The 23631-nt window shown below is 61.3% G+C and carries 23 protein-coding genes and 1 riboswitch; of the genes, 11 read left to right on the top strand and 12 right to left on the bottom strand.

What is annotated here, in order from left to right; translation table 11 throughout:
* Nucleotides 1-11: 11 nt before the first annotated feature.
* Both thiE and G3M63_RS18590 read right to left on the bottom strand, forming a co-directional pair.
* The gene (gene thiE, locus G3M63_RS18595) at nt 12-647 is read right to left on the bottom strand and encodes a thiamine phosphate synthase (RefSeq protein WP_163984067.1); all 636 of its coding nucleotides are present in this window, start codon (nt 645-647) and stop codon (nt 12-14) included.
* Entirely contained in the window at nt 644-1444 is an 801-nt protein-coding gene (locus tag G3M63_RS18590; RefSeq protein ID WP_163984066.1) for a hydroxymethylpyrimidine/phosphomethylpyrimidine kinase, read from the bottom strand. The genes thiE and G3M63_RS18590 overlap by 4 nt, the downstream gene beginning before the upstream one ends.
* A 153-nt stretch (nt 1445-1597) precedes the next feature.
* Here G3M63_RS18590 and G3M63_RS18585 point away from each other — a divergent pair, with 153 nt between their 5' ends.
* Nucleotides 1598-2020: a DUF962 domain-containing protein gene (locus G3M63_RS18585; protein WP_150299691.1), complete on the top strand. Its 423-nt coding sequence runs from the start codon at nt 1598-1600 to the stop codon at nt 2018-2020.
* 65 nt (nt 2021-2085) lie between these two features.
* Here the strand turns inward: G3M63_RS18585 and G3M63_RS18580 are convergent, their stop codons facing one another.
* Nucleotides 2086-2988: a polyprenyl synthetase family protein gene (locus G3M63_RS18580; RefSeq protein ID WP_163984065.1), complete on the bottom strand. Its 903-nt coding sequence runs from the start codon at nt 2986-2988 to the stop codon at nt 2086-2088.
* 189 nt (nt 2989-3177) lie between these two features.
* On the opposite strand from G3M63_RS18580, the gene fni reads away from it, so the two are divergent.
* From fni to G3M63_RS18555, 5 genes are read left to right on the top strand one after another with little or no spacing between them, the layout of a single operon-like run.
* Nucleotides 3178-4233: a type 2 isopentenyl-diphosphate Delta-isomerase gene (gene fni / locus G3M63_RS18575; RefSeq protein WP_163984064.1), complete on the top strand. Its 1056-nt coding sequence runs from the start codon at nt 3178-3180 to the stop codon at nt 4231-4233.
* Nucleotides 4230-5516 carry a glycosyltransferase gene (locus G3M63_RS18570; RefSeq protein WP_163984063.1) on the top strand — a complete coding sequence of 429 codons (1287 nt, stop codon included), beginning with the start codon at nt 4230-4232 and terminating at the stop codon, nt 5514-5516. Before fni ends, G3M63_RS18570 begins: the two co-directional genes overlap by 4 nt.
* Nucleotides 5513-6685: a lycopene beta-cyclase CrtY gene (gene crtY / locus G3M63_RS18565; protein WP_163984062.1), complete on the top strand. Its 1173-nt coding sequence runs from the start codon at nt 5513-5515 to the stop codon at nt 6683-6685. The genes G3M63_RS18570 and crtY overlap by 4 nt, the downstream gene beginning before the upstream one ends.
* The gene (locus G3M63_RS18560; RefSeq protein WP_163984061.1) at nt 6682-8166 is read left to right on the top strand and encodes a phytoene desaturase; all 1485 of its coding nucleotides are present in this window, start codon (nt 6682-6684) and stop codon (nt 8164-8166) included. The genes crtY and G3M63_RS18560 overlap by 4 nt, the downstream gene beginning before the upstream one ends.
* Nucleotides 8163-9083, top strand: coding sequence for a phytoene/squalene synthase family protein (locus G3M63_RS18555; protein ID WP_218573706.1), 921 nt, complete (start codon nt 8163-8165; stop codon nt 9081-9083). The genes G3M63_RS18560 and G3M63_RS18555 overlap by 4 nt, the downstream gene beginning before the upstream one ends.
* On the opposite strand, the gene G3M63_RS18550 is transcribed toward G3M63_RS18555, so the two are convergent.
* The 8 genes from G3M63_RS18550 to G3M63_RS18515 form a co-directional block, all read right to left on the bottom strand.
* On the bottom strand, nt 9046-9573 hold the full coding sequence (locus tag G3M63_RS18550; protein ID WP_150299698.1) for a sterol desaturase family protein: 528 nt from the start codon (nt 9571-9573) through the stop codon (nt 9046-9048). The two genes, G3M63_RS18555 and G3M63_RS18550, sit on opposite strands and share 38 nt — an antisense overlap.
* A 62-nt stretch (nt 9574-9635) precedes the next feature.
* Entirely contained in the window at nt 9636-10160 is a 525-nt protein-coding gene (locus G3M63_RS18545; RefSeq protein WP_163984059.1) for an FAD/FMN-containing dehydrogenase, read from the bottom strand.
* 99 nt (nt 10161-10259) lie between these two features.
* Complete coding sequence (locus tag G3M63_RS18540) at nt 10260-10889, bottom strand: pseudouridine synthase (protein WP_150299700.1); 630 nt, start codon at nt 10887-10889, stop codon at nt 10260-10262.
* A 696-nt stretch (nt 10890-11585) separates the two neighbouring features.
* Nucleotides 11586-13235 (bottom strand): acyl-CoA dehydrogenase family protein, encoded by a 1650-nt coding sequence (locus tag G3M63_RS18535; protein ID WP_163984058.1) that lies wholly within the window; start codon nt 13233-13235, stop codon nt 11586-11588.
* Between the two features lie 105 nt (nt 13236-13340).
* Nucleotides 13341-13541 (bottom strand): DUF2788 domain-containing protein, encoded by a 201-nt coding sequence (locus G3M63_RS18530; protein ID WP_371923486.1) that lies wholly within the window; start codon nt 13539-13541, stop codon nt 13341-13343.
* Between the two features lie 79 nt (nt 13542-13620).
* Complete coding sequence (locus G3M63_RS18525) at nt 13621-14109, bottom strand: Lrp/AsnC family transcriptional regulator (RefSeq protein ID WP_150299702.1); 489 nt, start codon at nt 14107-14109, stop codon at nt 13621-13623.
* A gap of 308 nt (nt 14110-14417) precedes the next feature.
* A complete protein-coding gene (locus tag G3M63_RS18520) occupies nt 14418-15287 on the bottom strand; it encodes a cation diffusion facilitator family transporter (protein ID WP_371923595.1) in 870 nt (289 codons plus the stop codon).
* A 14-nt stretch (nt 15288-15301) separates the two neighbouring features.
* Nucleotides 15302-15715, bottom strand: a complete 414-nt coding sequence (locus G3M63_RS18515; protein ID WP_163984057.1) for a polyribonucleotide nucleotidyltransferase — start codon at nt 15713-15715, stop codon at nt 15302-15304.
* 98 nt (nt 15716-15813) lie between these two features.
* On the opposite strand from G3M63_RS18515, the gene hrpB reads away from it, so the two are divergent.
* From hrpB to G3M63_RS18500, 3 genes are all read left to right on the top strand, one after another.
* Complete coding sequence (gene hrpB, locus G3M63_RS18510; protein WP_256669877.1) at nt 15814-18363, top strand: ATP-dependent helicase HrpB; 2550 nt, start codon at nt 15814-15816, stop codon at nt 18361-18363.
* Nucleotides 18364-19295: 932 nt separating this feature from the next.
* Nucleotides 19296-20315: a methyltransferase gene (locus tag G3M63_RS18505; protein ID WP_163984055.1), complete on the top strand. Its 1020-nt coding sequence runs from the start codon at nt 19296-19298 to the stop codon at nt 20313-20315.
* Nucleotides 20316-20341: 26 nt separating this feature from the next.
* Nucleotides 20342-20449, top strand: a riboswitch (yybP-ykoY riboswitch).
* A gap of 88 nt (nt 20450-20537) precedes the next feature.
* A complete protein-coding gene (locus G3M63_RS18500; protein WP_150299707.1) occupies nt 20538-21131 on the top strand; it encodes a TMEM165/GDT1 family protein in 594 nt (197 codons plus the stop codon).
* Between the two features lie 33 nt (nt 21132-21164).
* On the opposite strand, the gene G3M63_RS18495 is transcribed toward G3M63_RS18500, so the two are convergent.
* Entirely contained in the window at nt 21165-21479 is a 315-nt protein-coding gene (locus tag G3M63_RS18495; protein ID WP_163984054.1) for a BON domain-containing protein, read from the bottom strand.
* Between the two features lie 205 nt (nt 21480-21684).
* Between G3M63_RS18495 and G3M63_RS18490 the strand changes: the two genes are divergently transcribed.
* Nucleotides 21685-22464, top strand: a complete 780-nt coding sequence (locus G3M63_RS18490) for a class II glutamine amidotransferase (RefSeq protein ID WP_163984053.1) — start codon at nt 21685-21687, stop codon at nt 22462-22464.
* Between the two features lie 312 nt (nt 22465-22776).
* Entirely contained in the window at nt 22777-23598 is an 822-nt protein-coding gene (locus tag G3M63_RS18485; protein WP_163984052.1) for a cyclopropane-fatty-acyl-phospholipid synthase family protein, read from the top strand.
* Nucleotides 23599-23631 lie beyond the last annotated feature (33 nt).

The raw sequence follows: 23631 nt of genomic DNA, 5'->3' as shown, positions 1-23631 counted from the left end.
GGCTTTTTCTCTTAAAGGGGTGGAAACAATTCGGTGAAACCGCGGGCCCGGCGTTCGACCTCAGCCGGTGAGTCAGCGGCGAACAAACCGTTGACCACGGCGATCATGTCGGCGCCGGCACCGATGAGCTGCGGCGCGTTATGCAGGGTAACGCCGCCGATGGCTACCAGCGGCAGGGCGAAGCGGCGACGTACCTCTTCCAGTAGCACCGGGGTCGCAGCCGGTGCGCCGGGCTTGGTGACTGACTGGAAAAAACGGCCAAAGGCGAGATAGCTCGCGCCGGCCGCTGCGGCTTGCTCGGCAAATGCCTGGCTGGCATGGCAGGTGGCGCCAATAATCACGTTGGGGCCAAGTTGCTGGCGCGCCTCACGCAGGGAGCCGTCATCGCGGCCGAGATGCAGTCCGACGCCGAGCTCGGCGGCCAGGGCCAGGTCATCATTGATTATCAGATGAGCACCGTAATAGGCGCACAGCGCCCTGAGTTGTGTCGCCTCGTCCAGCCGGCGCGCCGAATCGGCAGTCTTGTCACGATATTGCAGCAGACGCGCGCCGCCTGCCAGGGCAGCATCCACCCAGGGCAACAGCCGGTCGCCAGGCAACAAGGCATTGCCAGTAATGGCGTACAGACCGCGCAGGGTCTGGCTCATGAACAGAAGTCCAGGGGCAATCGGCGTGGCACATACTGCCCGTGGCCGGGCTGCTCGGCGTCGCGCAGGGTACGCCAGGTGTAATCAAGTGCGGTCCTGACCGCGCTGACCAGCTCTTCGCCCAGGGCCAGCCGGCCAGCCAGCGTGCTGGCCAGCGTACAGCCGGAGCCGTGGTAGCTACCAGGCAGGCGTTGGCAAACAAAGGTGTGCTGTTGTCCGTCACGGCAGTAGAGCCGGTTGTGGACCTCCCTTTCGTCGCCGTGGCCTCCGGTGATCAACAGGTTCTGGCAGTAGGGCAGCAGCTTGTCGGCACAGGCATCAGCGTCGCCCTCGGGCAGTTCCGCGAGGATGCGTGCTTCTGGCAGATTCGGCGTGGCGATACGGGCGGCTGGCAATAGGCGCTCACGCATGGCGTATCCGACATCGTCCTTGCCCAGCGAACCGCCGCCCCCGGCGCGTAACACCGGGTCACATACCAGAGGCGCGTGTTCAAGCTGTTGCATCAGCTCCAGCACGGTATCCACCATTTCAACGGAGCCAAGCATGCCGAGCTTTACCGCCGAGATCGGCATGTCGGCGATCACCTTGTTGGCCTGGGCCAGGACCCATTCGCGATCCAGCACGCGAAAGTCGCTGACATCCAGGGTGTCCTGGACGGTCAGAGCGGTGACAGTTGGCGCAGCGTGACAACCCTGTGCAATCAGTGCTTCTATATCTGCCTGCAGACCAGCCCCACCGGACGGATCATGACCGGAAAGGCACAGCACTACAGGGCGGGAAGGAGTAGGTATATTCATGGCTCAAGCTTATCATCAAGCACCCGGTTGCGGCAGCCAGCGGCCGGGCTAAAGTGGTTAAAGCGTTTCGTTCACTGCGCCAGTTGCTGCTGGTCCCGGTAAACGTTCGCCCCGAGCAAAAAACAATAACAATCCTTGATGGGACATTGTCGAATGAAAGCGATCAACCAGTGGTTCGATGAATACGGTGAAAGCCATGTCGATCCGGTCAACAAGATGCTGCACTGGATCTGCGTGCCGCTCATAACCTTCAGCGTGCTGGGTATCTTCTGGGCAATTCATCCGGCGGTCGCGATGCTTGCTGTGGCGCTCGCTCTGGCGTTCTACGTGGCGCTGTCATGGCGCATCGCGGTAACCATGTTGCTGGTAAGCATGCTGATGCTGCTGGTGCTGAGCCTGATGACCAATGTGTTGGTCCCGTCACTGGCGATTTTTGTGGTGGCCTGGATCGGCCAGTTCATCGGACATCACATCGAAGGGCGCAAGCCGTCTTTTTTCAAGGACATACAGTTCCTCCTGATTGGCCCGATCTGGTTGCTGGGGTTCGTTTTTCGCTCGCTGGGGCTGCGTTACTGACCTGACGGCTGTCCCCACGAAGATCTGAGCGGCGGCTGCGTGAAGGCTCTGTCTGATGTTGCGCGTCAGTGCGGCGCCAGCGCCTGATCGAAGAGTTTGTGCATGAAACGGCTTATGGTCTGGTTGGGTCCGTATATGGCCGCCAGACTTGCATCCGCCTGAGCGATATGGCGGAGCAGCTGTTTGCGCGCCGCATCCGGGCCGAGGAGCGCCACCAGGGTGGACTTGCCTTCATCCTTAAGCGGGTCTTTTCCGGTGTCGGGCGCGCCATCGCGCAGATCGTCCAGCAGCTGAAACGCCTGGCCCAGCTCCTGAGCGAAGTCTGCCAGGGTCCGCTGCTGTGGCTCGGTAGCGCCGGCTACCAATGCAGCCATGTTCAGGGTTGCAGCGAAGAGCACGCCGGTCTTCAGGTCATTGGTGGTGGCAATGTCCTCCGCGGACCGCTGGGTGGCTCCTTCGCGCAGGTCCTTGTACTGCCCGTGCACCAGCCCCTGCATACCCACTGCATTGGCCAGTTCGGTAACCAGCTGAGCGCGCAGGGCCGCAGAAACATCCGGTAATGAAGAAACCAGACTGAATGCCTTGGTCAGCAGGGCGATTGCAGCCAGCACGGCCACGTCCTCACCATACTCCCGATGGATGGTCGGCCGCCCCCGGCGCAATTGAGCATCGTCCATGCAGGGCATATCGTCGATGATCAGTGAGCTGGCGTGGACCATCTCCACCGCGCAACCCAGGTCGATTAGCGAGGGTGAGCTGGAACCCAGCCCCTGCGCGGCCAGCACCAGCAACAGGGGACGTACACGCTTGCCCGCAGGCAAGACACTGCCGCGCATTGCGTTGGCTACCTGATCCCCGCCAGTCGGGTCCGCTGGCAGCCACTCGCCAAGGCGGCGATCAACCGCCTCTCTGATCGAATGCAGGTCTTGCAGGCCACTTTCCTCTGCTGCCACTGATAACGAATCCATAAGCACGCTGCTCCAGTCGGCGGTCCCTCGATCACGGTCACTTGACGGCTGAACTGTAGCTGAAAAAACTGTTCAGAATTGACGTTCGCACTTGTTTGCAAAGTTAGCCCACATCAGGAGGTGGAGAAGTTTCCTTGCAATGCAATGACACCTGCGCCCGAAAAAAAATCCCTCGGTGAAGGAGTGTCCATGGCCCATGGAGAGCTGGTTGACCGCAAGAACGATCATCTGGATATCGTGCTGGATCCCGGCCGCGCCATTTCGCCGATGGATAATTCTTTCAGCGCCTTTCGCCTCGAACACTGCGCACTCCCCGAACTCGACCTGGACGCCATCGACCTTAGCCAAACGTTTCTCGGCCGGACACTGCGCGCCCCGGTGCTGATCAGTTCCATGACCGGCGGGGCGAAGCGCGCGAAGGGCATCAATCTGCATCTTGCCGAGGCAGCCGAACACCTGGGTATCGCGCTGGCGATCGGCTCCCAGCGTGTGGCCGTCCAGACCGGCGTGGACCATGGCCTGACCCGCGAGTTGCGAGCCAGGGCACCGAGCGTACCGCTCCTTTCCAACATCGGTGCGGCGCAACTGGCCGAGCCACAGGGCATCGGCTGGGCCCAGCGTGCGGTGCAGATGATCGATGCGGATGCGCTCATCGTGCACCTGAATCCGTTGCAGGAGGCCGTACAGGGCGGAGGTGACCGCAACTGGGTGGGCGTGCTGGCCAGCCTGAGGCGCCTGGTTCGCGAGCTAGACGTCCCGGTGGTCGTCAAGGAAGTCGGCGCAGGTATTTCGGCAAGTGTCGCCGCGAGCCTGGCGGATGCCGGCGTCGCCGTCATCGATATCGCCGGCGCGGGCGGGACCAGCTGGGCCGCGGTCGAGAGCGAACGGGCGGCCAACGAAGCCGACCGTCGCGTTGCACATGCCTTCACCAGCTGGGGAATCCCCACACCGTACGCCATTCTTGGAGCGCGCCGGGCGCTGCCGCGGAGCATACTGATCGCTTCGGGCGGCATACGTGATGGCGTCGATGCCGCGAAGGCAATTCGTCTCGGTGCCGATCTGGTAGGGCAGGCGGCCGCAGTCCTGCACGGCGCGACCCAGTCGACCGAGGCGGTGGTCGCCCACTTCCAGATACTCATCCGGCAGCTGCGGATCGCCTGTTTCTGTACTGGCAGTGAGAATCTGGAGGCGCTCAGGCAGGCACCGATCTACCGTGACGGCACCTTGCTGGAGCCCTGGACGTGAGCCACTTCGGGGTCGTGGCGCCGCCTTTCCCGAGTCATTTCAAGGTATTCCAGGCGCTCGCCATCGAGCTGATCGAGCGGGGTCATCGCGTCACTTTTTTCCATCAGGCAGATACTGCGGCCTGGCTCGACGATGGGCGGATCGGTTTTCATACCCTCGGATGCGACACACATCCGCCGGGCAGTCTCGCCGCGACGCTGCGCTGCGCGGCCAACCCAGGCGGGGTGCTGGGACTGCGCCGGCTCATCGGCGATATGGCGCGGACCACCGATATGCTCTGCCGCGAATTGCCAGCCCAGCTCGAGGCGCTGGGGCTTGATGCGCTGCTCTGCGATCAGATGGAAGCCGCCGGCGGGCTGGTCGCCGAGGGCTGCGGTCGGCCCTTCGTATCGCTTGCCTGCGCCCTCCCGGTGAACCGCGAAGCCGGGGTGCCGCTACCGGTCATGCCGATGGCCTACGAGGACAGCGAGCGGGCACGGCAGATCTATCAGGGCAGTACCCGCGTCTACGACTGGCTGATGGGTGCTCACCGGCAGACGGTGGCCCGGCATGCGCAGCGTTTCGGGCTGTCGCCCCGCGAGGGTCTCCACGAGTGCCTCTCGCCCAGTGCGCAGATCAGCCAGACTCTGCCCGGTTTCGACTTCCCTCGTCGGGCCCTCCCGGACCACTTTCACCATGTGGGCCCGCTGCGCTCGGTCGAGGAGGTCAGTCGGCCGCTGATTATCCAGCCAGACCCCGATAGGCCGCTGGTCTTCGCCTCGCTGGGAACCCTCCTGGGTCACCGTTTCGGCCTGTTCAAGCGGATCGCCCGGGCCTGCGCCGGGCTCGATGTGCAATTGCTGCTGGCCCATTGCGGCGGCCTGGATGCAGGACAGGAAGATCAGCTACGGCGTGCCGGCGCGACCTGGGTCACCGATTTCGCGCCGCAGCAGGCAGTACTCGAGCAGGCTAGCGCGGTGATCACCCACGGCGGCCTGAACACGGTTATGGATGCCATTGCCAGCCGCACCCCCATGCTGGTCACGCCCATTGCCTTCGATCAGGCCGGCGTGGCTGCTCGCGTCGAGCATGCCGGCATCGGTCTGAAGGCGTCGCCTCGTTTCGCCGGGCCCGGCACGCTGCGCAAAGGACTGGAGCGGCTACTGCAGGGCAGCGAGTTTTCAGCCGGGCTGGAGCGGCTTCGCGAGCAGGCACTCGTCGCCGGTGGCACCCGCGCCGCGGCTGATATTGTTGAACAGGCATTGCGCAGCGGCCGTCCTGTGCTCGCGGTGAACGCTGCGTGAGTGCCGCCTGGGATCTGATCCTGGTCGGAGCCGGGCTGGCTAATGGGCTGATTGCCTGGCGGCTCAGGCAGCTGCGCCCTGAATTGAGGGTGCTGTTGCTCGAGGCCGGTGCGGTGCCCGGCGGCAACCACACCTGGTCGTTCCAGGCCTCGGACCTGACGTCCGCGCAGCTGGAGTGGCTCGATCGGCTGATCGGTGCCCGCTGGGACGGCTACGAGGTACGTTTCCCGACCCTGCAACGACAGCTCGAAAGTCCTTATTGCAGCATCTTCTCCGAACGCTTCGCCGAGGTCGTTTCCGTCGATCTGGGCGACTGTTTGCGCACGTCCACCGCGGTCCGGTCGCTGGGCCCGACCTGGGTAGAGCTTGAAAGCGGCGAGCGCATCGAGGCGCAGGCCGTTATCGATGGGCGGGGCGTCGAGCGCAGCCCGCATCTTGCTCTGGGTTACCAGGCGTTCGTAGGCCAGGAGCTGCGCCTGACGAAGCCCCATGGTCTGACGCGGCCGATTCTCATGGATGCCACAGTGAGCCAGGGGCAGGGCTACCGTTTCGTCTACGTGCTGCCCTTTGCTCCGGATCGTCTGCTCATCGAGGATACCCATTACATCGATGCGCCAGTGGTGAACGACGGGCTACTGCGCGAACACATCGCTGCCTACGCCAGCGCTCAGGGCTGGTCCGTCGCGCAGGTGCTGCGCGAGGAGCAGGGCGTTCTGCCGATCACCCTGGCAGGCAACTTTTCACAGTTCTGGCAGGCCGCAGAGGGCCAGCCCCGTAGCGGGCTGCGCGCGGGGCTCTTCCACGCCACCACCGGCTATTCGCTACCGCATGCGGTGCGTCTGGCGGAAATGATCTGCGATGCGTCAGAGCTGGATGCCGGGTCGTTATTTAGCTGTATCCGGAGTCAGGCCGAGCAGGAGTGGCGCCGTCAGGGGTTCTTCCGCCTGCTCAATCGCATGCTGTTCCTGGCCGGCAAGCCGGAACAACGCTGGCAGGTGATGCAACGCTTTTACGGGCTGCCCGCGGATCTCATACAGCGTTTTTACGCAGGCCGGCTCAGTGCGCCGGACAAAATGCGCATCCTGACCGGGAAACCGCCAGTCCCGGTGCTGGCCGCTGCCAGAGCGGCGATCGCCGTTACCCCACAGCAGATAAGGAATCGAGCATGAAGGCTGACAAGCGCGCTGTGGTCATCGGTGCCGGCTTTGGCGGGTTGGCGCTGGCTATTCGTCTGCAAGCGGGCGGTTACCAGACCATGGTGCTTGAAAAGCGCGACAAGCCGGGTGGTCGCGCCTATGTTTATGAGGATAAGGGCTTCATCTTCGACGCAGGGCCGACCGTGATTACCGACCCCTCGGCCCTCGAAGAGCTTTTCACGCTGGCAGGCAAGCGCATGGAAGACTACGTTGAGCTGCTTCCGGTGGCGCCGTTCTACCGGCTTTGCTGGGAAGATGCACCGCCCTTCGACTATGCCAATGATCAGGCTGAGCTGGATCGCCAGATTGGCGAGCGCAGTCCGGAGGATGTGGAGGGCTATCGCCGTTTTCTGGCGTACTCAAAAGACGTGTTCCGGGAGGGCTACCTCAAGCTGGGCGCAGTACCTTTTCTGTCGTTCAGGGACATGGTGAGCGCCGCACCGCAACTTGCACGGCTGCAGGCCTGGCGCAGTGTCTACAGCATGGTGTCGCACTTCATCAAGGACTCGCATCTGCGCCAGGCGTTCTCGTTCCATTCACTGCTGGTGGGCGGCAACCCCTTCGCCACCTCGTCGATCTATACCCTGATCCACGCTCTGGAACGGGAATGGGGGGTGTGGTTTCCACGGGGCGGCACCGGCGCGCTGATCAGCGGCATGGTGCGACTGCTGGAAGATCTGGGCGGCAAGCTCGAGTTGAATGCCGAGGTTGCCGACATTGAGGTGCGCGATAACCTGGTCAGGGCGGTGAGAGTGCAGGATGGCCGTCGCATTGAGCTGGACGCACTGGCGTCCAATGCAGACGTCGTGCATACCTACGATCGTCTGCTGCGGGGCCATCCACGCGGCCCCAGGAACGCCCATGCGCTCAAGCGAAAGCGCTTCAGTATGTCGCTATTTGTAATCTATTTCGGGCTGAGCAAAGTGCCGGAAAATCTTCAGCACCATACCGTCTGTTTCGGCCCGCGCTATCGCGAGCTGATCGACGAGATTTTCAAGAGCGAAACCCTGGCCGGCGACTTTTCCCTCTACCTGCACGCCCCCTGCGTGACCGACCCCTCGCTGGCGCCGCCTGGTGGCAGTGCTCATTACGTACTGGCGCCTGTGCCTCATCTCGGTAATGCGCCAATCGACTGGGAGGTTGAAGGGCCGCGCTATCGGGACCGCATCCTCGACTATCTCGAACAGCACTACATCAAGGATCTGCGGGCGAATCTGGTCACCTGCCGGCATTTCACCCCTTTTGATTTTCGCGATGAGCTCAACTCGCACCTGGGGTCGGCGTTCTCGCTGGAACCGATCCTCACCCAGAGCGCATGGTTCCGCCCGCACAATCGGGATTCGGAGATTCGCAATCTGTATCTGGTCGGTGCGGGCACGCATCCGGGCGCCGGCGTACCCGGCGTTGTCGGCTCGGCCAAGGCGACGGCCGGGCTGATGCTGGAGGACAACTGATGGACGCCCTGGCCGACCACGCGACCCGCACCATTCGCGCTGGGTCCAAGAGTTTTTCCGCCGCATCGCGTCTGTTCGAGCCGGACACCCGGCGCAGCGCCGTGCTGCTCTACGCTTGGTGTCGCCATTGCGATGATGTGATCGACGGTCAGCGGCTGGGAATGGAGCAGGCCGGCGCGGCGAGCACTGCGCAGGAACGTCTGGCCGAGCTGGAGGACGCTACCCGGCGGGCCTATTGCGGAGAGCAGATGAACGATCCGGCCTTCGCCGCCTTTCAGGCGGTAGCCATCAAGCACGCTATCCCGCAGCGGCACGCACTGGATCACCTGCGCGGCTTCGCCATGGACGTCGAAGAGCGGCGCTACCTGCGCATCGAGGACACACTGGAATACTGCTACCACGTCGCGGGTGTGGTAGGCGTGATGATGGCGATCATTATGGGTGCGCGGGATGAGCCGACACTGGACCGCGCCAGTGATCTGGGTATTGCCTTCCAGTTGACCAACATCGCCCGCGACATCATCGAGGATGCGGCGATCGGACGCTGTTACCTGCCGGCGGACTGGCTTGAGGAGTTCAGGATTTCCCCGCACGAGCTGGGCCAGCGTCGCCATCGTCCAGCCGTGGCGGTGATGGCGAAACGTCTGGTGGAGATGGCCGAGCCATATTACGTTTCAGCCCTACAGGGACTGCCCGCGCTGCCGCCAAGATCCGCCTGGGCCGTTGCCACCGCCCATGGGGTTTACCGCGAGATCGGAGTCAAGGTGGTCGAACGGGGAGAGCAGGCCTGGGACAGTCGAACCTTCACCAGCCGGGCGGATAAGCTGCGACTTGTAGCGCGAGGCGGCTGGCAGGTCTGGGCTGCGCGCCGGCGTGAACCTACGCCGCGCCCGGCTCTTTTTCGCCGTCCCCGGTAGCCTCGTCGTTACGAGCGAGGCGCCCATGGTGCAATTCCCGCAACTGACGCCGCAGCGTGGGAACCGGTGGTGCGATCAGAAAACCGAAGGATACACAGCCCTCCCGACCCTGAACGGCGTGGTGCATCAGATGCGCCTGATAGAGGCGTTTCAGGTAGCCGCTGCGCGGTACATAGCGAAATGGCCAGCGGCGGTGAACCAAACCGTCGTGGGCCAGGAAGTAAAGCATGCCGTAGGCCGTCATCCCGGCGCCAATCCACTCCAGCGGAGGGTGGCCTGCGGTACCCAGAGCAATCAGTACGATGGCCACCCCGGCGAAGACCACCGCGTACAAATCATTCTTCTCGAACCAGCCGCTACGCGGCTCGTGATGCGATTTATGCCAACCCCAGCCCCAGCCGTGCATCACATATTTGTGCGCCCACCAGGCGAAGGCTTCCATTCCCGCAACAGTGGCGAGAAATACCAGTAGATTAGTCAACAGCCCCATAAGCTGAGCTCCCGGGAAGTGTCAGTGGCCATTCTAGACTGAGTCGCCAGGACTGGGCAGGGTCATTGGTCCGCAGGTTCTGGGTCCGCAGTCGTATTCGTGTCCTTAACGGGATCGAGCGCCTCTAACGCCAGGCGCAGAGCCGCGGCGGAGTCGAAGCGCTGCCGCTCGACGATCCGGCTGTCTTCCAGTTCAAGCCAGAGTACCTCGCTGCGCTCCTCCACATACCGGCTTGCCACCTGATCCTCCCGGTCCAGGAGAATGCGGTACGGTGCAGAGCGCATGGAGGGGACCATCATGCGGTTGGCTATCAGCCGGGGGACATGGGTAATGTCTGCAACGTATACCACCTTGCGCTGCGCCAGCCAGCCCTCTGGCTGGTCCTTGATCGCATCATTTACCAGCCCTGCAGCGCCCTTGCTTGCAGCGATAAGCATGACGCGTTCGTCCGGGTCGAAGGTGTAGGGCTCGTCGAACTGATCGGATAGTGTCCAGGGCTCGATATGGTCAGCGGTCTGTGTGGTGGGCTGGTCCGCCTGCACGGCGGGAATCAGCAACAGGCTAAGGGCCAAAAACAGCGGTTTCATGAAAGCTCCGACTCGGTTTGCGTGCTTCCAGAATAGTCGCAGCGGGTGAAGGCGTCATGCCCAATGAGCACCCCGGTTCCGGCGTGCGCGCTAGATCGGTTAATTTGGCGTCTTTGGCGTCAGTTCTCGCCAGTGTCCGGGTTGCAGGTCATCCAGCGCCCAGTCGCCGATGCGCACGCGCACCAGACGCAGGGTAGGCAGACCAACCGCGGCGGTCATCCGCCGCACCTGGCGGTTGCGGCCTTCGCGAATGGTTATTTCAAGCCAGCTGGTAGGAATGCTTTGGCGAAAGCGCACCGGCGGATCGCGCGGCCATAGTTCGGGCTCGGCTATCACTGCGACCTCTGCCGGGCGGGTTGGCCCGTCATTCAGCACCGGACCTTTACGCAAGTTTTCCAGCTGTTCGTCGGATGGAGTTCCTTCCACCTGTGCCCAATAGGTTTTCGCCAGCTTGTGCTTTGGATCGGTAATCCGCGCCTGCAAGCGACCGTCGTTGGTTAGCAGCAGCAATCCTTCACTATCCCGATCCAGCCGCCCGGCGGGATAAACGCCGCTGATGTCGATGAAGTCCTTCAACGTCGCACGGTCCTGCCCGTCGGTGAACTGGGTCAGGACGTTGAACGGTTTGTTGAAGGCGATAAGACGCGGATTGGCTGGCGGCGCGATTGGTTTGCGACGTGGTTTCGCCAGGGGGCGCTTGGCTGCGAAGGGCTTTCTTGGGTTTTGCATGGATGAGTACTGCAGCGTAAAGCCAGCCATGCTAGAGCGGTTGGTGACGCAGGTCCAGTAGCGTTTGGTGCGTCGCCCACCAACTGTCAGGATTACGCAAGACGCAGTGAACCCATCCCTGGGGGCTTGGTGAAAACATCCCTGTTTTCAACACTTGCTTCACCCTGGCAGTCGGCGGGCTTGATTGAGCCTCGGCGTGAGGCGGAGATTAAACCTGGTTTGGAATGTGGCATCCGGCGACTCTAATGTTCATGCGAAGCGAGGCGACAGGGTTGAGCCGACCGTGCGATGACATGGATGTCATCGACGAGCTTACAGGGACGTACTTGCAGCGTGTCGGCGCAGCCCTGACGACTCGCGGAAGCTGACTCCGTAACTCTACCAACCGAATAACTGTATTGCTTGAGGTGTTCGCCGATAGCGTGAAATGTGGCCCGGAGGAGGGCTTGGTCGCGCATCGGCGTGAGGCAGAGTTTAGAACCGCTTTGGTCTGTCAGCCTTTTGCTCTTCCTGTCAGGAAACACCTAATTCCATGCGAAGCGAGGCGACAGGGTTGAGCCGACCGTGCGATGACAGGGATGTCATCGACGAGCTTACAGGGAGGTACTTGCAGCGTGTCGGCACGGCCCTGTCGTCACGCGGCAGCTCACTCCTTATGCTCCAATGAGCGTTATCGTCCTGTCCCCATGCAGAACGTCAGTTCTGTATGGGCGCAGAGCGTGCCACCAGTGCCTCGACATCAAGACCGCGGGGCAGCGTGCCAAAGGCATGCCCGCGCCCTTCGAGACGGCTGGCGATGAAGGCGTCGGATACTGCCTGATTGCCCGCATCCAGCAAGAGCTTCGCCTGAAGCGCAACGGCAATATCTTCGGTCAGCTGACGGGCGCGGTACTGAATGTCGTCCTTGTCGGCGAAAGCCTGCTGCAGACGCTGGATATGTGCCGTAAGCCGGGCGTCGCCCTGGCCATTTCCAAGCTCGGTAAAAAGCGCGTCCAGCACGCCGGGCTCCTTCGACAGTGCGCGCAGCACGTCAAGGCATTGCACGTTGCCGGAGCCCTCCCAGATGGAATTGACCGGTGCTTCACGATACAGGCGCGGCAGGATGGTGTCCTCGACATAACCTGCGCCGCCGAGGCATTCCTGTGCTTCGTTGATCATTGCCGGGGCGCGTTTGCAGATCCAGTATTTGCCGATGGCGGTGACCAGGCGCGCAAATTTTGCTTCCTGTTCATCGTGCGCGCTGTCCAGCGCCTTGCCCATGCGCATGGTCAGCGCCAGCGCGGCTTCGCTTTCCAGCGCCAGGTCGGCCAGCACGTTCTGCATCAGTGGCTGCTCGACCAGGGGACGACCGCCCACCTGGCGATGCGTGCAATGGTGAATCGCCTGGGTCACGGCCTGGCGCATCAGCGAGCTGGAGCCGATCATGCAGTCGAAACGGGTCAGCGAGACCATCTCGATAATGGTCGGCACGCCGCGCCCGTCTTCGCCCACCATCCAGGCCAGCGCCCCCCGGAACTCCACCTCGCTCGAGGCGTTGGCCCAGTTGCCCAGCTTGTTTTTCAGGCGCTGGATATAAAATTCATTACGCGAGCCGTCCGGCCTGTGGCGCGGCAGCAGAAAGCAACTCAGGCCCTTGTCGGTGTAGGCGAGGGTAAGGAAAGCATCGCACATCGGCGCTGAACAGAACCACTTGTGGCCGACCAGCTCATAGGCTTTGCCGGGTCCGCCCAGGCCGGTCGGACGCGCGCGAGTGGTATTGGCGCGCACATCGGTGCCGCCCTGTTTCTCGGTCATCGCCATGCCAATAGTGGCGCCGGTCTTCTCGGCAATCGGCAGGTTACGTGGGTCGTATTCGCGGGACAGTATCTTTGGTAGCCAGGCGTCGGCCAGGTTTGGCTGCAGGCGCAGCGCCGGAACGCAGGCGTAGGTCATGGTCATCGGGCAGCTGGTGCCGGCTTCTGCCTGGTTATGCAGATACATGGTTGCGGCGCGCGCAACCTGCGCGCCGGGACGCGGGTCAGTCCATGGTGCAGAGGTGATCCCGGCGGCGATGCCCGCTGACATCAATTCATGGTAAGCGGGATGGAACTCGACCAGATCAATGCGATGGCCATAGCGGTCATGGCTTTTGAATTCCGGCTTGTTTTCATTGGCCAGAAAGCCGGCCGCCATCAGGCGACCGCCAGCCAGCTCACCGTAGCCGGTTAACGCTTCGTCAGCCCAGCCACCGCCATAACGCCTTACCCATTCCTGCAGCGGAAGATCCGAGCGGTAGAGGTTGGTGCCTTCCAATGGCGGCACCTGATTGGTGACTTCGTGGGTTTCCGCGAGGATATCGAGGCTCATGGGCATACCTCCTGGCTGCTGACGCAATGGGACGAGCTAAGCCTTGAGCATGCCACTATTGAGACGCCAGCGAAACTGGTCCGCTGCGCGCTGAATCAGCTGACATCAGCCGTCAACGCGGCCGATAATGATGGCTTTGATAATAAAACCGAGCACACCCAGGCCGAGCGCGAAGAACAGCACCATGGTGCCGTAACGGCCGGCTTCGGATTTCTTGGCCAGGTCCCAGACGATGAACCCCATGAAAGCCACCAGGCCAAATAGCAAAAGGGGCATGGCAAGCGCTTCAAACTGCTGATAATCCAAGTGATTGCTCCTGAAAACGAAAAGTCGCCGCGCATTGTACCGGTCCCGGTTGATGCGCTCAGCTTTGATTGATGCTGGTTTATTGAGGAGTGATATGCGCCAGTGGAAGTTCAGTGGACGCGACGATTTTGTGCAGCATGAAACTGGACCGTACGCTGGAAACGCCTTCGATACGCGTCAGGGTACCGAGCAGGAACTGTTGGTAATGCTCCATATCCGGCACCACTACACGTAGCTGATAATCCGCGTCCATGCCGGTGACGAGGTAACAATCAAGCACCTCCGCGCAGCCCTTGATCGCTTTTTCAAACCCCTCGAAACGCTCAGGCGTGTGTCGGTCCATGCCGATCAATACGAAGGCGGTCAATTTCAGTCCCAGGCGAGCCGGGTCCAGCAGGGCCACCTGGCGGGTTATGTAACCGGTGTCTTCGAGGTGTTTTACCCGCCGTGAACAGGGCGAGGGTGACAGGCCTATACGCTCAGCCAGCTCCTGGTTGCTGATACGAGCGTCGCGTTGCAGTTCGGCGAGAATTTTGAGGTCATAACGGTCGAGATTGTGCTCATTCATGGTGATGCCTTCTAAAATTGCAGAAAATGCGAGATATCAGGTGTTTGATTGCTGGATGGTAAGCTTATTGTGCAATTTTAGACAAGAAATGGCGCTGCGGTCGGGGTACCATTGTTTCAAGTTTGAAGCCCGGACCGAACAGTCCAACCTCTCCTTCAACCAGCAGGAGAAGCGGCGGCAGATCTTACCGGATACTGCAGCCACTCGGTCACCCAGCTCACAAGGCGTGGGAACAAGGCAGCATTTCACCAGAGTGCGAAACGGACAGAACACGAAAACGGCTGACCTTTGGGTCGGCCGTTTTCGTTTCAGGCCGGGTCGGTATGTACCAGCACGTCGGCCTGGGGGTAGGCTTTCTCGATGACCATGCGTACGTCTTCACCCAGATCGTGCGCCTGGGCAAGTGACATGTCCGCGGGTAGTTCAACGTGTAACTGCATGAACCAATGCTGTCCGGACTCGCGGGTGCGCAGGTCGTGTACGCCGACGACGCCGGGTACAGCCCGAGCCAGCGCCAGAGCATGGGCACGGACCTCATCAGGCAATTCATGATCCATCAATATCTGAGTGGCTGACAGACCGATCCGCACAGCGCCATAGGCGATATAGAGCGCAATCACCACACCAAATAGCGCATCCGCCCGGGCGATACCGTAGTAGGCAAGTATCAGCGCAACGATGATGCTCAGGTTCATCAACAGATCCGAACGATAGTGCAGGGCATCGGCGCTAATGGCCGTGGACTGGGTGTGCTTGATGACGTGGCGTTGAATCAGCAGCAGTCCGATAGTAGCGGCAATGGATATCAGCATGACCACTACGCCGAGCCAGGCTGCTTCAAGCGGTTGGGGGTTAGCCAGCCGTTCGATGCCTTGAATGAATACCAGAATGGCCGACCCGCTGATAAACGCGGACTGAGCCAGCCCGGCCAGCGCTTCGGCCTTGCCGTGACCGAAGCGATGTTCCCGATCGGCGGGCTTGAGCGAGTAGCGCACTGCAAACAAGTTGATGATCGAGGCGCCCGCATCCATGAACGAGTCAATCAGTGAGGCCAGCAGGCTCACCGACCCGGACATCAGCCAGACCGAACCCTTGAGCACGATCAGGGTCAGCGCCACGGTCACCGAAGCATAGGTGGCAAATCGGAGCAGCCGGCTACGGGCCGCAGGGTCCATGATCTTTTCGGTCGCCATCAGGCGCGCTGCGGTGCCAACCCGAGCAGGGCCAGTTCCTGGTGGTCGGGTTTGGCCATTGGTTGCGCGCGTTCCAACGGCAGATCCAGATTCAGCTCCTGCTTGATGATCGCTTTCAATTTGAGCTGGTCTACCTTGCCCTGGGCATCGACGGCTTCGTTGAGACGCTCAGGAGCGATGCTGTAGCGCTGGTCGGGCAGATAAATCGCCCCGGTCGCAAAGTCCACTGCAAAGGCCACGATCCCGGGCACCAGATAAAACAGCAGTCCGATGGCGTTGAGGGCGGCTATGCCAGGATCGATATTGCCCTGAATCTGCCCCCGGCGCTCGGGATAGAAAATGGTTCCGCAGGCAGCAAGCTGGGTAGCCAGCGCGGTGGTGAGCAATACACAGGCCAGTGGTTTCAGACGCATCAGTCAACTCCTCTAATCCGTTATGTCGGCGTTCGTGTGAGACGGCAGGGCCGGTTAGAATGACGGCCCATTTCAGTTTTCAGTGTAGCGAGTTCTATTTGAACCAGACGAGCGAACTCCCGGTCCAGAGCGTCCTGCCCCAGCTGGAGGAGGCCCTTGCCAGCCATGCCTGCGCCGTGTTGCAGGCGCCTCCGGGTGCAGGCAAAACGACACTGGTCCCGCTGAAGCTGCTGAATAATACATGGTTGGCCGGGCAAAAGATCATCCTTCTCGAGCCACGTCGCCTGGCTGCGCGCGCGGCGGCGGAACGTCTGGCTGACATGCTTGGCGAACCGGTGGGGCAAACGGTTGGGTATCGCATTCGGCTGGAAAGCAAGGTCAGCGCGGCCACCCGCATCGAAGTGGTCACCGAGGGCATATTACAGCGCCTGTTGCAGGCTGATCCTGAGCTACCAGGCGTGGGGCTGGTGATTTTCGATGAATTCCACGAACGTAGCCTGGACGCTGATCTGGGGCTGGCTCTTTGTCTGCAAACCCAGCAGTACCTGCGCGATGAGGTTCCGCTGAGGCTGCTAGTGATGTCCGCCACACTGGATGCCGAGGCGGTGAGCCGGCTGCTGGATAATGCCCCGTTGATCCGCAGCGAAGGCCGCCAGTATCCGGTGGAGGTGCGATACGGCAATGCCCCTCCACCAGGGCGGTTCATCGAGCCGGTTGTGGCGCACCAGATACTGCAGGTGTTGGCAGAAGAGCCGGGCAGCATTCTGGTCTTTCTACCCGGCGCAGCGGAAATACGCCGGGTTCAAGCGCGGCTGAATGAAGCGCTCGCCGGTCGGCCGGATGTTCTCGTCACGCCGCTTTACGGTGATCTGGATTTTACCACCCAGCGCCAGGCCATCAGTCCGGCCGCGGCTGGCAAACGCAAGGTGGTACTGGCGACCTCTATCGCCGAGACCAGTCTGACCATCGAGGGTATCCGCGTAGTCATCGACGCCGGGTTGTCCCGCGAACCGGCTTTCGATCCGGTGTCCGGCATGACGCGACTGCAGACGCGACGGATCTCCCGCGCTTCGGCAGAGCAGCGCGCCGGCCGGGCAGGGCGCCTCGAACCGGGTGTGTGCTATCGCCTCTGGTCAGCTGATCAACATATGCAGCTGGCTGCGCAAAGCCAACCGGAAATGCTTCAGGCCGATTTGGCGCCGCTTGCGTTGCAACTGGCCCAGTGGGGCGTGCAGGACGCAACAGAACTGGCCTGGCTCGACCCGCCGCCCGCTGCGGCATTGCAGCAGGGCCGTGAACTGCTTGCACGGCTGGGTGCGCTGGCAGCGGACGCCGAGGGCTGGAAGCTGACCGAGCACGGCGCTGCCATGGCCGCGTTGCCGATGCATCCGCGTCTGGCTCACATGCTATTGCGTGGCCACTCGCTGGGATTGGGCAAGCAGGCGTGCCAACTCGCGGCAATCGTTGGCGAACGCGATATTCTACGCAACGTGCAGGACGCCGATATTGCACGGCGTATGGCCGTATTCGCTGCGCCTGAGGCCGAGCCGGCGGTTGACCGTGGCGCGCTGCAGCGTGCCCGAAAGCTTGCGTCACAGTGGCAACGTCTGCTTGGACAGCGGCCAAACAACCAGCAGGTATCAGACCCGACTGCCGCGCAATGGATCGGCGTGCTGCTGGCAATGGCGTATCCCGACCGCGTTGCTCAGCGGCGTGGCGAGGCGGGCAGCGAATACCGTTTGGCCAACGGCCGGTCTGCGGCATTCCTCGAAGTGGATGCCCTGCAGCAACAGCCCTGGCTGACTGTCGCCAGTCTGGGCGGTCAGGCAGCGCAACGTAGCGCACGCATCTTTATGGCCGCTGCGCTGAACCCTGAACGGGTGCGTGAACATCTACCGGAGTTATTGAGCAAACGGGACACCCTGGAATGGGACCCGCGCAGCGAAACCCTGTTGGCGGAACAGCAAACCCGGCTGGGCGAACTGATATTCAGTCGTGAGGCGCTTCCACAGATCGACCCGGCTCAGCGCAATCGAGCGCTCTGTGACGTGGTGCGGCGCCAGGGCTTGGCGTTACTGCCCTGGACCCCAGCGCTACGACAGTGGCAGGCGCGTATCCAGCTGCTTCGTCGGCTGGATGAAGATGCAGGCATTGAAAGTGCCTGGCCCGATCTGTCGGACGTGACTCTGCTGGATACGCTGGAAGACTGGCTGGCGCCCTATCTTGATAACGTGCGCCGCCTCGCTCACTTCGCCAACCTGGATCTGGCGAGCATTCTCGCCACCTTGCTGCCCTGGCCGCTGCCAAAACAGCTCGATGAGCAGGCGCCGACACACTGGGCCGTACCCACTGGATCGAGAATCCGCATCGATTACGCCGAAGAGCCGCCCGTCCTTGCAGTGCGTCTGCAGGAAATGTTCGGCAGCACCGACACCCCGCGCATCGCCGGCGGCCGGATCGCACTGAAACTGCACCTGCTGTCCCCAGCGCAGCGCCCGCTGCAGGTGACCCAGGATCTGGCCGGATTCTGGGCAGGCAGTTATGCCGAGGTCAAAAAGGACATGAAAGGCCGCTACCCTAAACACTACTGGCCAGACGACCCCGCCCAAGCCCAGCCCACCACTAGAGCCAAGCCGCGTAAAAGCTGAACCGGAAGCTTCAAGCCCAGTGGATGGTTGCCTGCATGCGTATGAGCAGACAAAGCACAGCACCATTCCCCCTTTGGAACAGGGGCCAGGGGGATTCGGTCTTGGGCTTGGAGTTTCACGGCAAACTGTGGAGCCAATCGCCTGCCGGCGGTCAGGATTACGCAAGACGCCGTGAACCCGTCCCTGGGGGCTTGGTGAAAACATCCCTGTTTTCAACACTTGCTCCACCCTGACAGCCGGCATGCTCGGTCGAGCATCGGCGTGATGCGGAGAATGAATCCGTTCTGGGGTGTGCCATCCGGCAACGCAAATCTTCAGGCGAAGCGAGGCGACAGGGTTGAGCCGACCGTCCGATGACAGGGATGTCATCGACGAGCTTACAGGGACGTACTTGCAGCGTGTCGGCGCAGCCCTGTCGTCTCGCGACAGCTGACTTCAAACCAGAGCCAAAGCAGTTTTTGCTTGAGGTGCTTTTGCGAGCGCGTGGTTCCGCGGCTGATAGGGTCGGAGCAGGGCGCCCGCCGGCTGTCAGGATTGCACAAGACGCAGTGAACCCGTCCCTGGGGGCTTGGTGAAAACATCCCTGTTTCCAACACTCGCTCCACCCTGACAGCCGGCGGGCTTGAATGAGCATAGGCGTGAGGTGGAGATTTAGAACCGCTTTCGCTTTGCTCCTCCTGTCAGGCAGCTCCAGTCTTCATGCGAAGCGAGGCGACAGAGTTGAGCCGACCGTCCGATAACAGGGATGTCATCGACGAGCTTACAGGAACGTACTTGCAGCCCTGTCGGCTCGCGACAGCTGACCTCGCGATTCCAGCCCCCGCGATACCAGCCCAGCGGATAGCGTGCATACTCTGCCGCATATGATCAGCTTGGTCCGCGTCACCCGTCCGCGTACAATCCCAGCCCCTTCCAGCATTGAGGAGCCCGTCATGGACAACACCAGCCAAATCATCGAGCGCAGTAGCGAGTTGTTCGCCAACAAGCGGCTTCTCCTGGTTAATCCAGTAGCCGACGGCCTGACCAGCGAACTACCCGCTGACTGGCACGTCTGGACCTGGGATTACGCCGTTTGGCTGGGGTTGAATGGCCAGCTGGACGAGGTGCATCTGAGTTTTTCGCATCTCTGCCCACAAATAGAAGAGCTCGATGGCGCTATTCTGGTGATGCCCAAAGCGCTGGAACGTGCCGAGTATGCACTGGCGCAGATGGCACCGTTGCTCAAGGCTGGCCTTCCCCTGTATCTGGTTGGTGAGAAAAAGGGCGGCATCACCCGTGCGGAAAAGCTGTTGGCTGCATATGGCGATAATGCCGAGAAACTCGATTCAGCGCGTCACTGCCAGCTTTGGCGCATGCCGGTGAACGGCCAGGCTGCGCCGTTCCGCCTGGAAGACTGGATGCGCGAAATCACCGTCGAGTTGCATGATCAGAACATCGATCTGGTGAGTTTGCCCGGCGTATTCAGCCACGGCCGGCTGGATGAGGGCAGCGAGCTGCTGCTGGAAGAGCCTGCCGAGTTACCCACCGGTAGAGTGCTGGATTTCGGATGCGGGGCAGGGGTGCTATCGGTTGCCCTTGGCCGGCGCAATCCCGACACCCGATTCGAGCTGGTCGATGTCGACGCACTTGCGCTGTACTGCGCGGCCCAGACGCTCAAGCGCAATGATATCGAAGCCGAGGTCTATCCTTCGGACGGTCTGAGTGATGTGCACGGGCGCTTTGCCGGTGTGGTGAGCAATCCACCGTTCCACAGCGGCATCCGGCACGACACCAGTATCGCCGAGCGCTTCTTCGAGCAGGTCACGCGCAATCTGGTGCCCCGCGGTGAGCTGCGTATTGTCGCCAATGGTTTCCTGAAATACCCCGCGCTGGTAGAAGCTCATATCGGCCCTTGCCAAGTGCTGCGCGAGAATAATCGCTTCAAGGTGTACTCGGCGACGGCTCCCGGTTGATCTGCCCGGACCTTATTGCTAAAGTTCCGGCCGTCTTAGGGGAGTAGTCTCTCCGGAAGCATGGCTTCCATGGCAAACGTCAACATAATCGGCCAACAGGTCGTGGCGTTTGCGGCCCGCTGTTCGATCGGGTCTGACGAGACCTTTGACATGCATGCACTAACCGAGGGCGGGGGTGCACGCGTGTCATTGGTTCGCTGATCCGCCCTCTCTGGAACACCCGTGGAAGCCTTTTTCGTATCAACCGGTATTGTTGCGCTGGCGGAGATCGGCGACAAAACCCAGTTGCTGGCGCTGCTGCTGGCGGTACGTTTTCGTAATCATCCCTGGCCCATCGTTCTGGGCATCTTCGTCGCGACGGTAGTCAATCACGCGCTGGCTGGCGCGCTGGGTCAGCTGGTTGCCAGCTTGCTTACCGACACCATTGTGCACAGCATTGTTGCAGTGAGCTTCATCGCGGTGGCGGCCTGGACCTTGGTGCCTGACAAGCTTGAGGAGGAAGATACAGCGCCGATTGGTCGGTACGGGGCGTTCATGGCAACACTGGTTGCGTTCTTTATTGCCGAGATGGGCGACAAGACGCAGGTGGCGACTGTCGTACTGGCGGCGCAGTTTGTCGATTATCTATGGGTTGTGCTTGGCACTACGCTGGGGATGATGCTGGCCAATGTGCCCGTCGTGTTTCTGGGAAACGCGGTAGCCGGACGGCTTCCGCTGGATCTGATTCGCCGGGTAGCGGCTCTGGCGTTCCTGATACTCGGGCTGTATTCCGGCTGGCTTGCCTACACAGGCTTCGCGATGGGTGGGGGAAGCTAAGGGGCGCGCCCGGCAGTGTGCCGGGCGTTTGCATCAGCGTATCTGCATATCGTCCCGGACTGCGGTGACGCCTTTTATCCCGCGTGCCAGTTCAACTGCGCGGTTGGCGGCTGCGCGTGAGCTGACGTAACCGGTCAGCTGAACCTCGCCTTTGTAAGTTTCTACGTTGATCTCGCTGGCGCGGACAGTGTCATCCTTGATCAAGGCAGTTTTGACCTGGGTGCTGACGAGGCTGTCGTCTACAAACTCGCCTGCCGACTTCTGACCCGATGCCACGGTACAGCCGCCCATTACGACCAGGGCGAAGGCAAGAAACAGCGCAGTGACGTACTCCTTTGAAAATTTCATCGAAAGACTCCCGTTGACGATAGTGTCACTGTTGAGACTAGGGGAGCGCTGAACAATTCCTTGCATCTGCATGCTTCAGGTCACGCAGAGTATGCAAGGAATCGTTCAGCGCTTCCCTAGAGGGTGTCGGGTTAGTTTCGGAGTGGTGGCCTGGCGTTTTCGCCTGGCCTAAGATCAAGTCATTGTCTGACAGAGGACCGAAACCATGTGCGAACTGATGGGCATGAGCGCCAACGTGCCGACCGATATCTGTTTCAGCTTTGCCGGGCTGATGCAGCGGGGCGGCGGAACGGGCCCGCACGGCGATGGCTGGGGCGTTGCCTTTTACGAAGGGCTGGGGGTGCGTTGTTTTCACGATCCGCAGCCATGTCACCAATCCGCCATCGCCCAGCTGGTGCAGTCCTATCCGATCAAGTCAGAGAACGTGATCTGTCACATCCGCCAGGCCAACGTCGGCCGTGTCGGTCTGGCCAATACCCATCCGTTCATGCGTGAACTCTGGGGTCGCTACTGGACCTTTGCCCACAATGGGCAGCTGCCGGACTTCACCGCGTCGCCGGGGTCGTTCCAGCCGGTGGGTTCAACCGACAGCGAGTCCCTGTTCTGTGAGCTGCTCAACACCTTGCGGAGTCGTTTCGACTCACCACCTGAGCTGGACGAACTGGTGTCCTGCATGGCGGGAATCTGCGGTGAGTTTGCGCGCAAAGGGGTATGCAATCTGATGATCAGTAACGGCGAATGGTTGTTTACCCTGTGCACCAGCAAGTTGGCCTGGATAACGCGCCGCGCACCCTTCGGCCCCGCCCAGCTGAGCGACCGCGAGTTGGCGATCGACTTTCAGGAGCACACCACACCTAACGATATCGTTTCCGTGATCGCTACCGAGCCTCTGACCAGTAACGAAGAATGGCAGTTATATCTGCCGGGGGAGTGGCGGCTCTGGTGCGGTGGCGAGACCCTTATGCAGGGTAATGTGCTGCGTTAAGGCGTGCTGCTTTGGCGGCGATACAGACCTGTAAACCACACCCTGGGTTCCATGTCCGATAATGCCTAAACGCCTGAAATGCCTGTTCCAGAGGCCTTTTCGTGCTTAATTGAGATCTCGCTCACGCTTCAACCTGTCACATTGCCATCTGCGTTGACAGCATGCTCGCCTGCGGCTTAGCTGGAGAGAGAGCAGGGAAGCCACGTCGTGCTGGTGTTTGGCTCGGACCAGCCCGCATCCATTCCGCTTTAGGATTTTTTCGCTCACTATCGCGGATTCCTTTTAAGTCAAACGTGTTTTGCTGGAGGAATGATGGCTCTCTTCTCTTCCCGTACGGGCATTCACCGCGCCTGTGCCACAACGCTGTCCATCTCGCTCGTTTCCCTGCTGTCTGTTGGAAACGAGGCAGTGGCGAAACCCACACTGGACGTCTCTCACATACCTACTCCTTACCCTGTCGTGGAGCGCATGCTGGAAATGTCGAAGCTGCAGCCCGACGACCACCTGATCGACCTGGGCTCTGGCGATGGGCGAATCGCGATTGCCGCCGTCAAGGACTGGAACGCAGGTTCTGCTATGGGCATTGACCTGGATGAAGACCGTATCGCCGAAGCACGACAAAACGCCGAGCGGGCCGGCGTGGCTGATCGGGTCCGCTTCGAACAGGGCGATCTGTTGGAAGCTGACCTGTCCGAAGCCTCGGTACTGACCCTGTATCAGCTCAACGCCAAAAACATATGGCTGCAACCGGTAATCCTCAAAAGCATGAACCCCGGAACGCGCGTATTAACGCATAGCTTTGAGCTGGGCGAGTGGGAGCCGGATCAGTCCGATACGGTCGAAGGCGGTACGGTGTACATGTGGACGGTGCCAGCCAGCGTTGCTGGCAAATGGCAGCTGACCACCGCAGAGGGTATCGAAGCGCTAATCCTGATCGAACAGAGCTATCAACGGGTGGTGGGCAGTGCCGAGATCGAGGGCGAGCCCGTGATGCTTTCTGATCCGCGCCTGCATGGTAACGAGATCCGTTTTTCCATCGACTCTCGCCAGTACATTGGCAAGGTCGAAGGGGACAATATCGTGCCTGTCGACGAAGCCAACGGGACGGCTGGCTGGAATGCACAGCGTATTTGAAACTCCTTGAAGGCCGTGAGCGCTCAAGCCACT

Source organism: Pseudomonas sp. OIL-1, from assembly GCF_010669185.1.
GTDB classification, from domain to species: Bacteria; Pseudomonadota; Gammaproteobacteria; order Pseudomonadales; family Pseudomonadaceae; genus Halopseudomonas; species Halopseudomonas profundi.
The sequence above is the reverse complement of the archived record's forward strand: the minus strand, read 5'-3'. Positions and strand labels throughout refer to the sequence as shown.